Consider the following 12,625-nt stretch of genomic DNA (forward strand, 5'->3'; position numbering starts at 1 on the left):
ATAGTAGCCCTACAAGTGACTGTTTTACAACATTAAGTGACATTTTTTACAAAAAAAACATAGATTTTGATGCCCTAAACTTTGAACAAAGCACCATAATCTCAAAACTGTACTTTGACAATATCGCCGACTTTTAAATTTAATTCGGCAGATCGTCCAGACCGAAGTTCAATTACCTTGTCGATTAGTGTATTCGGACCATAGGTGGGACAAGGCTCTTTAGCACATGAAGGTGCAGCTGCTTGAATATATTTAACTACACCATTCTGTAGAAATACCATATCTAAGGCCACAGGTACATTCTTCATCCAAAAGCTGACTGGTCGTGCTGAAGGGAAGACAAACAGCATTCCCTGGTCGTCTGGCAAAGCTGGGCGATACATCAACCCCATCGCTTGCTGTTGCGGGGTCTTTGCCACTTCTAGCTGAATAGTTGTGCCATTGGGGACAATGGCTTTACCAGAAATTGGTAGTGTTTGACCTAAACTCTCTGGTGCTGGAGTTTGAGAACCGGATGTGGGGGCGGGAGGTATAGCTGTAGTTGGCATAGAACAACCCATCAGCAAAATACCCAGCAACATCGAGACCAAGCTTAGGCAACGAGTCATATAATTTTTGGATTCTGTAATTTAGATTTCAATTTTACAGAATTTAGAGCAATTTGGATTTTAATTGACCATATTTTAGAGACTTTTAATCAAACCGCTCTCCAGACAAATAAGTCAGTACTAATAAAAGTAAGTACTACGATTCTCTTAAAACGTAGCCGACACCTCGCACCGTTTGGATGAGGCGCTTTTGTCCTTCATCTTCAATTTTTAGACGCAAGTACCGGATGTATACTTCTATAACATTCGATTCACCAAGAAAGTCGTAACCCCAAACATTTTCCAGAATTTGTTCGCGGGTTAAGACTTCACGGGGATGTTCCATTAAGAATTTTAATAATTCAAATTCCTTCATTGTTAAGTCAATTGCCCGTCCGTTGTATATGGCGCGGCGAGTTGCGATATCTAAAATTAGATCCCCAAAGCGCAATTGCTCTGTGGTATCCACATCGGGTTTTAAGTAGAGGCGAATTAACTTCAAAAAGTCTTCTGAGCGGTAAGGTTTGAGGATATAATCATCAGCCCCAGCTTCTAGGCAAGCTACACGATCATCGACTGTATCCCTTGCCATTAAAATTAACACAGGCGATCGCATACCAGTGCTTCTGAGATTTTTGCACAATGAGAGTCCTGATTCTCCTGCTAACATCCGGTCTAAAACAATTAAAGCAGGCTGGCGATCGCGACAGTGTTGCAACCCACTAGTGGCGTCATGAGCCAAAATTGATTCATACCCGGCTTCTTGTAAATCGCAAGCAAGCTGAGAGGCTAGGTTCTCATCGGTTTCAACCACCAAAACACAAGGACTTTGAGCAAGTGTCATAAAAATTGAGGATATTGGATTTGGATTGTAAAAACTTTCTCGAAAACGTTTTTACATCAGTTAGAAGTGCAATTACGAGTTTGTCAAGATGGAACAATCCTGATTTGACACATTATTTAGGATGTTTTAGCACAGTTCAGGTATCAGCCACCGAATTCTCAAATGCAATCTTAATAACTAACTCCAAATACCATTCTTACACCAGTAATTCTGGAAAAAAATCACCAAATTGGCTATAGCCTATGAAACATGGGGAGCAGGGGGTAGGGGAGACAAAAGGAAAAGTCGAAAAGGATCCTAACTACAGAAGAGGGCAAACGTCTGTGGCGAGGCTCAACGCTCATCAGTCACCAGTCAACACTTCTTATTTAGCAATGCCCAGTATCCAATAACTATGGCAATTCTACAGAAGTTGGTTTGGCGATATGTGGCAAACCCCAACCTAATTTTTCTCGTAAAATGCGGAAAAACTCTGGTGGTTGCAGGCGAATAAATCGGACAATATATTGCGATCGCTCTATATGTACTCGATCCTCTGGTAGTACATAGCACCCCCCATTACCATCTACTACCATCACCAACCGAGGAATATTGACTGGGTAGATATTGACTGACTCTGTGTCTGGAAATACCAATGCTCTAGAAGCCAAGGAATGTGGGCAAATAGGCACTAGTTGTAAAGCAGGTACGCCAGGAGTGACTACTGGGCCACCAGCACTTAATGAATAAGCTGTGGAACCAGTCGGCGTAGAAACAATCACACCATCAGCTGCAATATCTACTGGCGCGTGACGCCCGATGGCAATTTCAAAATGGCACATAGAGGTCAAAGGTTCGCGATGCAGTACCATTTCGTTCAAGCAGAGAGCTTCCCACTGTACTGAATCTCCTCGAAATACTTTCACCGTGAGCATGGCTCGTTCTTCAATTTCATACTCACCTGCCATCACCTGCTCTAGTGCTTGGGGTAATTGATTGAGGAAAGTTTCTGTTAAAAATCCCATATGCCCGGTATTCACTGTTAGCAGTGGAATACTATAGGGGGCTACTTGACGAGATGCTGCTAAAACAGTGCCATCTCCTCCCAACACCACTGCGAATTTCATCTCTGAGTCAAAACCAGGTGGTGTCAGACCGTCTAATGGGGTGTGGCATACAGGACTATCAGGGTTAGAATAGCCCAATATGCCACCGATACTTGATGTGATACACACATCCCAACCGGCAGCGGTTAGCTTGTCTTTTAACTCGATAGCGACACGACCGGCTATCGGTTTAATGTCATTGTAGATAATGCCTGCTTTCGGCACACTCAAATATCCAAGTTTAGGCGATGCTCTGTATTATGTAATCGTTACACATTTTTGACCATGTGTTCATTAATTTAGCTAAATTGGGCAGAAGCTCCGCTCTAGAGCAGGCGTTCAGCGTCAGCTAKTTCACACTCAAGTGTCTACATTTATGAGTCTAATGGTTATTGACTATTAGCTTTTGAAGATTGTTTAAAAGGAGTTTTTTTAGATTTTTGCTTTTTGGTTTTATTTTTTTCGTAGTCTAACTCTTTGAGCTTCTTCATAATTCGGCTGAAGTACTCTTGTAAATAGCTTTCTAGAGTTGTGGTTTGTTCTCGATCTAAGCCAAATACTGTGTAGACTTCATCCATTGAAGCATTTAACTGTTTTCCACTAGCCAATACTTCTGTAAATGCCAGCCTGTCGGCGATGTTCCAGCCCCACTGAAAAAAGCGCATTAAGCCGCGCACAGCACGCAGCAAATTTATTGGCATCCGTGTTACTCTGGCTTCTTTTCCAGATAAGCGTTCACACAAACTGATGATTTCTTCTGCACTCCAAGCACGAGTACCAACCACCGGAAAAGCTTGGTTTTGCGTTTCTGGCACACTCAATGCGCGAATAGCAAATTTAGCAATGTCCTGAGTGTCCATGTAGGCAATGGGAGAAGATTCACCAGTTACCCAAACTGGCTGTCCTTCCAAAATCGGAATTCCGTATTGACCGATTAACCCTTGCATAAAACCAGCTAGCCGCAAGATAGTGTAATTCAAGCCAGACTCAGCTAGGAAGAGTTCTGTACACCGCTTAATTTCCATCAGCGGCACTTCTGGGTATTTATCGGCATCTAAAATGGAAAAAAAGATAAAACGCTCTACACCTGCTGCTTTTGCGGCTTGAATCAATGCTACTTTACCGTCCCAGTCTACTTGTTTGATACTCAGTGAATCTGTAGGGCGAGATGTCGAAGCATCAATGACTTGGGTCACTCCTTCTAAGGCTTCTGCCAAAGTGTCAGGATAACGAAAACTTCCCAATACAAGTTCTGCACCCCATTCTTTAAGAAAAGCTGCTTTTTTAGTGCTGCGGACAAGACAACGTACTTTATATCCCTCATCGATAGCACGACGAGCCACTTGTCTTCCTAGGGTGCCAGTGGCACCGACAATTAATAATGTCATCAGGTTTGTAATATATCTTAATGTTTTATGGAAAGAATCTTATCAGAATAACCTATGCAAACAAAAGTTTACATTCTTTTCAGAAAATCAATTGAATTGAAAATACTTATGACAAAAGCGCTGTCCGGTTAGCAGACAAGCTTTTTTTTTCGGTTAGTGTTGCAAGGGGAGTGAGCAATAAGGGAGATGAAGGGGATGAGGAACTTCAGGATTAGGGTGGCTGAGGGTTAGAGGAAATAATACTAACTCGTGTAAAGACGCGATTAATCGCGTCTCTACTGCTAACTCTTAACTCACCACTGGGCACTGGGCACTCAATTATTCTTCTCCGCCTTGAATTTTCAGTAACAATGCGCCTAAGCCCCAGCCGACGAAGATTAAACCGAAAGACAATAGAGCTGCATCCAAAATTTCACCGCCCATTGGTGTGATTCTCCTTATGGAAATTGGTTTGTTTAAACTCGGTCTACCAGAAGCTGTTCGTTAGTTGCTGTAGGATTAGACCTGTGTAAATAATTCTAAACTAGTTTAGCAGCTAATCCTTACTGGTTTTAGAGCCAATCTTTACTATGGAGAGGGGATGAGCAAGATTAAAACAGAAGTCTGAGCGTTGGCAGCCGACGAACAGAACTTCAATGGGAGGACGGAAAATTTAATAATAGTTATTAAAAATTTTATGTATCAAAATAATCAAGCTGATTTAGGAAATTTTGCCCAAGAGAATCGTCCGCGTTTGGTGCTGACGGTGGGAGATCCAGCAGGAATTGGGCCAGAGGTAATTTTAAAAGCTTTAGCAGAGCCAGAAATTAGTAAAAGATACGACATTACTGTGGTAAGTAACCGAGATTTGCTGGCACAGACTTATGACAAGCTGAATTCAACTGAAAATTTAGCTGCTTTGGCAAATCCAGATCGATTTTCAGTAATTGATGTGCCATTGAACGAAGAAATCAAAAGTCAAATTATTTCCGGAAAAGGTAACGCGGCCAGTGGTGCGGCTAGCTTTGCTTATATGGAATATGCGATCGCCCAAACACTCGCTGGTAAATTTGATGGTATCGTCACAGGACCGATCGCTAAATCTGCTTGGAAAGCCGCAGGGTATAATTATCCAGGGCAAACGGAACTGCTGGCAGAAAAGTCTGGTGTTAAGCGCTTTGGGATGTTATTTGTAGCGCGATCGCCCCATACTAATTGGACACTCTGCGCTTTACTTGCTACCACACATATTCCTTTGTGTCAAGTAGCAGCTACATTAACACCACAGTTATTGACAGAGAAACTGGATTTGCTGGTGGAGTGTTTAAAGCAAGACTTTGGCATAGAGAAAGGGAGAATTGCGATCGCTGGTTTAAATCCCCATAGTGGCGAACAGGGACAATTGGGACGTGAAGAAGCAGATTGGTTAATTCCCTGGTTGGAGCGAGAGCGGCAAAATAGACCACAATTGCAATTAGATGGACCGATACCACCAGATACCATGTGGGTTAAGCCTGGTCAAGCTTGGTACGGAAATTCTCAGATTCAGAATCCGGCTGATGCTTATTTGGCACTTTACCATGACCAAGGCTTGATTCCTGTGAAGTTGATGGCGTTTGACCGAGCAGTTAATACTTCTATCGGTCTGCCTTTTGTGCGGACTTCGCCCGATCATGGAACAGCATTTGATATTGCAGGTAAGGGAATTGCTGATGCTACGAGTATGAAAGCGGCGATACATTTAGCGGGCGAGTTGGTGAGGCAAAGGTTATCCAAAGTAAAAGCAGGAATATTGGAAAGACTATAGGAGTAGAGATAATGCCTAGAAGTATCAGCTATCACGAAGGACTAATAAAACATCTTCAAGACCCACTACAAGCAGCATCTTATATCGAAGTAGTTAGAGAACAAGGTGATCTGAAAATGTTAGGAAAAGCGCTCACAAATGTGATTAAAGCACAGGGTGGATTCGAGCGGTTTCCAGTGCTAGTTAAGCAATGTCATAAGCTTGACCTAATGTTATCTGAACAAGGAAAAATTGAATTTTATTCTCTGAGTAAACTACTGGATACATTGGGATTACAGCTAGCAGTAGCAGTGAAGTCAGCATGAGGTGATTTATTTAAGGATAGTTTAAATCGTTCAATTGTAAACCTAACAATTTATTTTTCTAGTTTATAACTTGCATATCGAAGTTATTTCCTAATTTGAAGTTAAGGTAATTTATAGATACGAGCCATCTGTTTTTCGGCTAGAAACCATTCTTTATCACCCACCAAATCTGACTCTTTCACTTGATACTTAAGAATTTAGGATAAAATCTACAGCAGCGCTTAAGTCTTTAACGATTAAGTCGGGGTGGTAAAGTCCTAACTGAGTGCGATCGCGGATGCCACATTCCACAGCCATCACTTTTACCCCGTGGTTTTTGGCAGCGGTAATGTCGGCTTCTGTATCCCCCACCATCCAGATGTCAGCAGCCGGAGGTAGTTCTTCTAATGCCCTGGCCATTAACAAGGGTTTATCTTCGATGTCACGAGTTTTAACGTAGTCGTTTTCAAGGCAATAACAACGATTTTCGGGAAAAAATCTGCCTAAATCGTGCATTTGGAAAGCATAATCTAGTTCCCGGATTCGGCGCATAGTCATAACTGCCAAATCAATTCCAGCTTGTTGAATTTTTAACAGTGCATCCACAGCGCCTGGTGCAAGAGTATCATACTTGAAGTAAGGTTCTGTATGTACTGTTTTTCGGCGTAACTGGGCGAATTCTTTTCCTTGGGCTTCGTCTAAGCCAGAATTTAAAGCAATTTGTTTTTCGGGAACGCGTTGACGCTTTAACTGCCAAAATTCTGCTTTCGGTAGTTCTTGCACTGGTTGGTCTGAACGACGGGTTTTTTCTAAACAAAATTGGTAAACTCGGTAGTAGCGTTCGGAAACATCAATAATTGGCCCGTCAAAGTCAGTAATGAGTCTTAGCATCGCCGCAAAATGTTAATTTTTATTAAAATTATCGCAGATGAGTGGCTATTTTTAGATTGAGAATCTGCACTATCTAAGTACTCAGGTATTATTGCAAAGTACCACGTTTAATTTGTTCGCTTTCGATTGCTTCAAATAAGGCGCGAAAGTTACCTTCTCCAAAACCTTGAGCTTGGAAACGGCGCTCAATAAACTCAAAGAAAAATGTCGGTTGTCCAAAAATTGGCTGGGTAAAAATTTGTAGTAATAGAGGTGCGATATGTCCTCCCTCCAAAGAAGTATATTCTTGCCAATCTACGAGAATTTCTTGTTGGGCGATCGCTTCCAGTTCTAAGGTCGATAATGGAAATCCTGAACGCTGTTTTAGTTGCGTGTAATAGCTTTGGGGAACTGAGAGTAAGGGTAGACCGTTAGCACGAAATTTGGCGATCGCACTTACAAGATTAGTTGTCCGCAAGGCAATATGTTGAATTCCTGGGCCTCGGTTGACATCTAAAAATTCTTGAATTTGCGAGTTGCTGGAAGCTGGTTCATTAATTGGTAATTGTACGTTGCCGTTGCGCGAAACCATTACTTGGCTATGTAAAGCAGAGCGATCAGTTTTAATCTTAAATACCTGCTGGGGTTGAAAATCAAGGATATTTTCGTACCAAGTAACAGCACGTTCTAATTCACCAATTGCTACATTAAGTACGATGTGGTCTATGGCTATAAAAAAGTTGTCATTTGTCATTTGTCCTTTGCCATCGGGCAATGACGCATGACTACTAACTAATGACCTTTCGATTAAGGTATGAGTCAGTCCACCCCAAGCGGCAATTTTGCTCCACTTTAAAGATGTTGCACCTACATTCTGCTGTTGGATGGGTTGTAGGACTTTCGCACCGTGCATTTTAGCATGTGCGATCGCTGCTTCTACGTCTTCCACAGCAAAAGCAACATCGGCTACACCAGGCGGATATTGACGTAGAAACTCAGCCACCGGACTTGTGGGTAACAGTGGTGAAGACAGCACAAAGCAGACGCTACCACTTTTGACTACTTCTGTACAAGTGTGAAATGAATTTAGGCGATCGGTTACTGCTTCAAAACCAAGATGGTTTACAAACCAATCCCGCCATATTTTGGCGTCTTCTACATAGAAATGAACGCTATCAATTTTCATAGTTACTGAAAATCCAGCATAACAGCTTATATATTTCTAGATTTTGCCTTTTTCGCTAAATTTTCAGGTCTTTCCCAGGCAATAATTATTTTCGCGTACTCAAACTTTAAAAGAACAGATGACTATCGGGTTGAATGTTAATTTCCATTGGCACAGCTTGTGGTTCGGCAGAAAGAGCGAAGAAAATTGCATTGGCAGCAGTTTCAGGACTGAGCATTTTTTTGCGATCTACTTTTAAGTTGACGTTATCCCAGAAAGGAGAATCTACCCCACCAAAGTAGAATAACGTGAACTTGATACCAAAACGCTTGAGTTCCTCTGCCATGCACTTGCTGAAACCAACAACACCAAACTTAGAAGCAGAATAAGCCGCCGCCATCCCCATTGAATGCTTACCGAGAATTCCTACCACGTTACAGATATGACCAGACTTGCGTTTTTGCATCTCTTGGGCAGCTGCTTGAGTAGTGTAAAAGCTGCCTTTTAAGTTGATATCCAGCATCTTGTCTAAATCAGCGGGTTCCAGGCTATTGTAAGGCTTGAGTATACCTGCACCAGCAGCATTCACCAAAATATCGATTTGACCAAACTCAGCAACAGTTTTTTCAATTAAAGTATTTACCTGTTGAGGATTGGTAATATCGGTAGGAACAGTTATAACTTGTTCTGGCAAATCAGCAGCCAGTGTAGTTAAACGATCCGCATCTCTGGCAGCCAATACTAACCGTACACCGATAGGCGCGAGTTTACGTGTTAAGGCTGAACCAATACCACCAGTAGCACCGACAATAACGACGACTTTATCCTGCATTTTAATATTTATATTTCTTTACATCTTTTTAGATAATACTGAATTATGGACTCAAGTTCACTTTAGATAGCTAACTGATATCAAATAACTCCCCAGCAAAGGGAAATTAGGAGTCAGTATTCCATATTGTAGGTAGATGTTGAAAAAGTATTTACTCAAGAAATAGCGGTATCACCTCATATTCCTTGCCACTTTGTTTTAATGTAAATACCGAGGATGATTGTAAATATTTAGTAAAATTAGAACCTAATTTTAATTTTTTGACAATTGAATTAGGAGATTTTCCAGTTATTTTTTGGATCTCTGTACCTAACTTAGATACAGATAATTTAGTTTTGGGAGAATTCATCTGGACATCTTGGATTATTTTTAATAAAAATTTATCTAATGTTTCTTGATCATAAATTGGAGTTAAATTTTCTTGTGCTTCTTCTTTGATAGCTTTTGTAGATAATTGCTGTGGAAGAGAAACTATTTCTTCAATTTCTGGTTGTCTTTGATAATAATTAGTATCAATATTGCATCTTTCTGCAAATAAATCGGCAATAGTCGCTAAACTGTGTAATCGAGTATTTATTGAGTTTTGTTCATTTTTAATTAAATCTTGAATTTGCTCAATTACTAGTTCTAAGGATGGAACTTCTGTGGCTATTGTTATAGAATAATGAGCTAATTTGCCAGTATTCCGGTTTTCTACATGCAAACTTTGTCCTTGTCTACGCACCCAATAGACAATCAATCCCTGGTTTTGGAGTTCATTACAAAGGTGAATTAAGATTCCATCGCCAGAACAAACCAAAATTTCTTTAACTGCTGGATAAGACTGGAGGATACGAGCGCCAGATGCAATCATTTTAGCATCAGCACCATCCTTACCTCCAGGCACATGAATAAGTTGATAACCACGGTTATATAGTTCAACATCCTGCTTACCAATACTTGAATTTTTCCAATTAGCAAATGCTATTTTAACTTTGAGAGGATATTCGCATATACTAGCTAAAAATAATTCGGAATTAATATCTAATTTTAAGTTTTCTGCATCCAAAAGCAGAAGAGAGATTCCTGTTTGTAATTGGTGTTTATTTTCTGTTTTTTGCCAAATATTTTGGCTTAATTGATTAAAGGCAGCAGATTCTAACCAATCAGGCGATAATATAGTTTGCAATAATTTTTCAGTTAAAATAGAACTAAAAGAGTTAAGACTTTTGTCTGTAAATTGTTCTTCTGATAGTTTTTTTACTGAAGCAAGTTCGCTAGCTTCATTTATGGATAGTTGACTGTGACTGTTGCTATTAGCAATCAAGTCAGTTTCCGGCAAAGGAGAAAATGTCGGTTCTAGGAATTGTTTACCACAATTTTTGCAGAGGTAATTTTGCTTGTCATTCCGACGACCATTTTTACGATATAAAGTAGACTCGCACCGGGGACATTTCATTTTCTATTCAGGTGGTCTAAAGCAGACAGTTTTCTTAAATATATAGGATAAAAAATACTATTAATTAGTTAAACTACTGAAAATTGACAGAAAAGGAAATAATCTACATGATGTCACTTAGCCGTAGCGACCTCGAAGCCGGAAACGAACAGACCAGACTATTAGAAGCATCACATTCTGGAATCAAGCTAACTACCCTGAGTAAAGATGAGTTACAGCGATCGCTCGATCAAACACTACAACAGCACCCAGCAAATTCTGATATCTGGATATTTGCCTACGGTTCGCTGATTTGGAATCCCTTGATCGCATACGTTGAGCGCCGTGCTGGAATTATTTACGGTTGGCATCGGCGCTTTTGTACATGGATGATCCTTGGTCAAGGGACTCCAGAGAATCCCGGATTACTCTTAGGACTCGATCGCGGCGGTAGTTGTCGTGGTATTATCTATCGAATTGCTGCTGCTGATGTCCCAAAAGAATTACTGCTGATTTGGCGACGGGAAATGTTGGCTGGTGTTTACGATGCTCGTTGGGTAAAGGTATTCGATGGTACAGAGGAATTCAAAGCGATCGCCTTTGTTGCCAATCGTCAACATCCCAGGTACGCCGCTCGCATACCATTAACAACTACTATTAATAGTATTGCCACTGCATCAGGAAAATTGGGTTCCTGTGCTGATTATCTGATGAGAACTGTCGATGGATTGATTGCAGAAGGCATCAAAGATAGAAAATTGCTCTTATTACGCGAACAAGTGCTGGCAAAACAACAAGCGCTTTTAGTTAGTAGCAACTCAACTCAAATTACTACTTCAGAATAATTTGCGATCGCCTCGTCTTAATATTTTGAAATAGAGAAAAATCCACTTTCATAATGCTTTTCTATTCAGAACTACCAATTGCAGATTTGCCTGTAAGCATAATCTTTGAAGATTACTTGTTATTTGATACTTCTTTAAATAGTCATAACTTAACGTGAGTTCGATGGAACTAAAAAATGGCAGGAGGTAGTACAGGCAAATTTTTTGGGTAAATGTCAATCGAGGGTTTTTTAGGCAAATAGGTATAAGCAGCTAAACCAGCCATCAAGTTAACTAAAAAATTAAATGGACTACGATGACGAGAGTGTTCTATTTGACATATATTTTTCAAATGGTCATTGACTGACTCAATTACAGCACGTTTGCGTAACAGAATCTTATCAATCAGTTTTACCAAACGATTTTTCATTTTCTTCTTAGATTTTGTGACTAACTGCAATCCGCGCTCNGGAACTAAAAAATGGCAGGAGGTAGTACAGGCAAATTTTTTGGGTAAATGTCAATCGAGGGTTTTTTAGGCAAATAGGTATAAGCAGCTAAACCAGCCATCAAGTTAACTAAAAAATTAAATGGACTACGATGACGAGAGTGTTCTATTTGACATATATTTTTCAAATGGTCATTGACTGACTCAATTACAGCACGTTTGCGTAACAGAATCTTATCAATCAGTTTTACCAAACGATTTTTCATTTTCTTCTTAGATTTTGTGACTAACTGCAATCCGCGCTCATATAACTCCTCGAATAATTTTTGTGAGATATATCCTCTGTCACCAAAAAGTTTGCCGATTAAGTCCTTAGTCATATCGGGGACTGGTTTTCGGTCATCTACATTGGCTGGAGTTAGTGTAAATGCTAGTAATTCTCCACAATCACTAATAATTAAATGAAGCTTGAATCCAAAGTGCCAGCCCAGAGAATTTTTGCCCCATTTTACTAATCCTTTAAACACCTTGTGAGAATGTGCCCTACAGTTATGACAAACATTAATTGGGGTGGAATCGATAAAGCTAATCCCAGTAATTTCTCCTCTRCGTGTATGTAAAAAGCAACATAACAGCATTAAGCACCAGGGCATCAGTTCCACAAACCGTGTGTAGCTGACTAAATTGGGAAATGCTTGATGCCAACCACTAAGCACTTGCATGGTGTAGAATTCCTTGAAAGTCTTATATCCACTGCCATGAAATGCAATAACTATTGTCATCACTTCTGATAAATGCATCCGGGAAGTGCTGCGACGTTCTCCTGTTGTCGATGGCAATTGCGGTACTTGCTGCCATATATTTTCCCATTGATTACAGAAATCATCTACGTCGCAGAAAATTTGGGTGATGTCGAGCCGAGATACAATAGTAGACATAGCCGAGACGCTTATTTTTGTTAGATATTTTTAGTCTCGGTCTTTTTTGTCAGTTTTTTACACCCTCTCCATTAATTATAGCGATCGCTTGCTGCTTATCCAGTTGTACTTCAGCCATAGCAGGCTTTTTGCCTTTTTTTCACCGTCGAACTCACGT

Annotated in this window: 13 protein-coding genes and 1 pseudogene; 3 read left to right on the forward strand and 11 right to left on the reverse strand. The window is 40.4% G+C overall.

Features of this window, described 5'->3' with window-relative positions:
- Positions 1-101: 101 nt before the first annotated feature.
- From FCR06_RS13300 to FCR06_RS13320, 5 genes are all read right to left on the reverse strand, one after another.
- Complete coding sequence (locus FCR06_RS13300) at positions 102-608, reverse strand: DUF192 domain-containing protein (RefSeq protein WP_138500342.1); 507 nt, start codon at positions 606-608, stop codon at positions 102-104.
- Between the two features lie 136 nt (positions 609-744).
- Complete coding sequence (gene nblR / locus FCR06_RS13305; RefSeq protein ID WP_138500344.1) at positions 745-1,431, reverse strand: response regulator transcription factor NblR; 687 nt, start codon at positions 1,429-1,431, stop codon at positions 745-747.
- A gap of 392 nt (positions 1,432-1,823) precedes the next feature.
- On the reverse strand, positions 1,824-2,741 hold the full coding sequence (locus FCR06_RS13310) for an NAD(+) kinase (protein WP_138500346.1): 918 nt from the start codon (positions 2,739-2,741) through the stop codon (positions 1,824-1,826).
- A gap of 164 nt (positions 2,742-2,905) precedes the next feature.
- Complete coding sequence (locus tag FCR06_RS13315) at positions 2,906-3,904, reverse strand: SDR family oxidoreductase (RefSeq protein ID WP_138500348.1); 999 nt, start codon at positions 3,902-3,904, stop codon at positions 2,906-2,908.
- A 318-nt stretch (positions 3,905-4,222) separates the two neighbouring features.
- The gene (locus tag FCR06_RS13320; protein WP_138500350.1) at positions 4,223-4,327 is read right to left on the reverse strand and encodes a PetM family cytochrome b6-f complex subunit 7; all 105 of its coding nucleotides are present in this window, start codon (positions 4,325-4,327) and stop codon (positions 4,223-4,225) included.
- Between the two features lie 253 nt (positions 4,328-4,580).
- Here FCR06_RS13320 and pdxA point away from each other — a divergent pair, with 253 nt between their 5' ends.
- Both pdxA and FCR06_RS13330 read left to right on the forward strand, forming a co-directional pair.
- A complete protein-coding gene (pdxA, locus tag FCR06_RS13325) occupies positions 4,581-5,690 on the forward strand; it encodes a 4-hydroxythreonine-4-phosphate dehydrogenase PdxA (RefSeq protein WP_138500352.1) in 1,110 nt (369 codons plus the stop codon).
- 11 nt (positions 5,691-5,701) lie between these two features.
- A complete protein-coding gene (locus FCR06_RS13330) occupies positions 5,702-5,995 on the forward strand; it encodes a DNA-binding protein (RefSeq protein ID WP_138500354.1) in 294 nt (97 codons plus the stop codon).
- Between the two features lie 189 nt (positions 5,996-6,184).
- Here the strand turns inward: FCR06_RS13330 and FCR06_RS13335 are convergent, their stop codons facing one another.
- The 4 genes from FCR06_RS13335 to FCR06_RS13350 form a co-directional block, all read right to left on the reverse strand.
- On the reverse strand, positions 6,185-6,865 hold the full coding sequence (locus FCR06_RS13335; protein WP_138500356.1) for an HAD family hydrolase: 681 nt from the start codon (positions 6,863-6,865) through the stop codon (positions 6,185-6,187).
- 88 nt (positions 6,866-6,953) lie between these two features.
- The gene (gene hppD, locus FCR06_RS13340; protein WP_138500358.1) at positions 6,954-8,030 is read right to left on the reverse strand and encodes a 4-hydroxyphenylpyruvate dioxygenase; all 1,077 of its coding nucleotides are present in this window, start codon (positions 8,028-8,030) and stop codon (positions 6,954-6,956) included.
- Positions 8,031-8,136: 106 nt separating this feature from the next.
- Complete coding sequence (locus FCR06_RS13345; RefSeq protein ID WP_138500360.1) at positions 8,137-8,841, reverse strand: SDR family oxidoreductase; 705 nt, start codon at positions 8,839-8,841, stop codon at positions 8,137-8,139.
- 151 nt (positions 8,842-8,992) lie between these two features.
- Positions 8,993-10,279, reverse strand: a complete 1,287-nt coding sequence (locus tag FCR06_RS13350) for an NYN domain-containing protein (protein ID WP_138500363.1) — start codon at positions 10,277-10,279, stop codon at positions 8,993-8,995.
- Positions 10,280-10,386: 107 nt separating this feature from the next.
- Between FCR06_RS13350 and FCR06_RS13355 the strand changes: the two genes are divergently transcribed.
- Positions 10,387-11,103: a gamma-glutamylcyclotransferase gene (locus FCR06_RS13355; RefSeq protein WP_223280125.1), complete on the forward strand. Its 717-nt coding sequence runs from the start codon at positions 10,387-10,389 to the stop codon at positions 11,101-11,103.
- A 169-nt stretch (positions 11,104-11,272) separates the two neighbouring features.
- Here the strand turns inward: FCR06_RS13355 and FCR06_RS13360 are convergent.
- Together FCR06_RS13360 and FCR06_RS13365 are read right to left on the reverse strand one after the other, a co-directional pair.
- A pseudogene (locus FCR06_RS13360) lies at positions 11,273-11,551 on the reverse strand (transposase); the annotation flags it as partial.
- Positions 11,552-11,556: 5 nt separating this feature from the next.
- Positions 11,557-12,468: an IS982 family transposase gene (locus FCR06_RS13365; RefSeq protein ID WP_138500365.1), complete on the reverse strand. Its 912-nt coding sequence runs from the start codon at positions 12,466-12,468 to the stop codon at positions 11,557-11,559.
- Positions 12,469-12,625 lie beyond the last annotated feature (157 nt).

Origin of the sequence: Nostoc sp. PA-18-2419 (assembly GCF_005869855.1) — a bacterium.
In the GTDB taxonomy this organism is placed as follows: Bacteria; Cyanobacteriota; Cyanobacteriia; order Cyanobacteriales; family Nostocaceae; genus Nostoc.

Coding starts and splice junctions, on each gene's coding strand:
- FCR06_RS13330 (WP_138500354.1), top strand. CDS start 5,702: ATGCCTAGAAGTATCAGCTATCACGAAGGACTAATAAAACATCTTCAA.
- nblR (WP_138500344.1), bottom strand. CDS start 1,431: ATGACACTTGCTCAAAGTCCTTGTGTTTTGGTGGTTGAAACCGATGAG.
- FCR06_RS13350 (WP_138500363.1), bottom strand. CDS start 10,279: ATGAAATGTCCCCGGTGCGAGTCTACTTTATATCGTAAAAATGGTCGT.
- hppD (WP_138500358.1), bottom strand. CDS start 8,030: ATGAAAATTGATAGCGTTCATTTCTATGTAGAAGACGCCAAAATATGG.
- pdxA (WP_138500352.1), top strand. CDS start 4,581: ATGTATCAAAATAATCAAGCTGATTTAGGAAATTTTGCCCAAGAGAAT.
- FCR06_RS13335 (WP_138500356.1), bottom strand. CDS start 6,865: ATGCTAAGACTCATTACTGACTTTGACGGGCCAATTATTGATGTTTCC.
- FCR06_RS13315 (WP_138500348.1), bottom strand. CDS start 3,904: ATGACATTATTAATTGTCGGTGCCACTGGCACCCTAGGAAGACAAGTG.
- FCR06_RS13320 (WP_138500350.1), bottom strand. CDS start 4,327: ATGGGCGGTGAAATTTTGGATGCAGCTCTATTGTCTTTCGGTTTAATC.
- FCR06_RS13355 (WP_223280125.1), top strand. CDS start 10,387: ATGATGTCACTTAGCCGTAGCGACCTCGAAGCCGGAAACGAACAGACC.
- FCR06_RS13345 (WP_138500360.1), bottom strand. CDS start 8,841: ATGCAGGATAAAGTCGTCGTTATTGTCGGTGCTACTGGTGGTATTGGT.
- FCR06_RS13300 (WP_138500342.1), bottom strand. CDS start 608: ATGACTCGTTGCCTAAGCTTGGTCTCGATGTTGCTGGGTATTTTGCTG.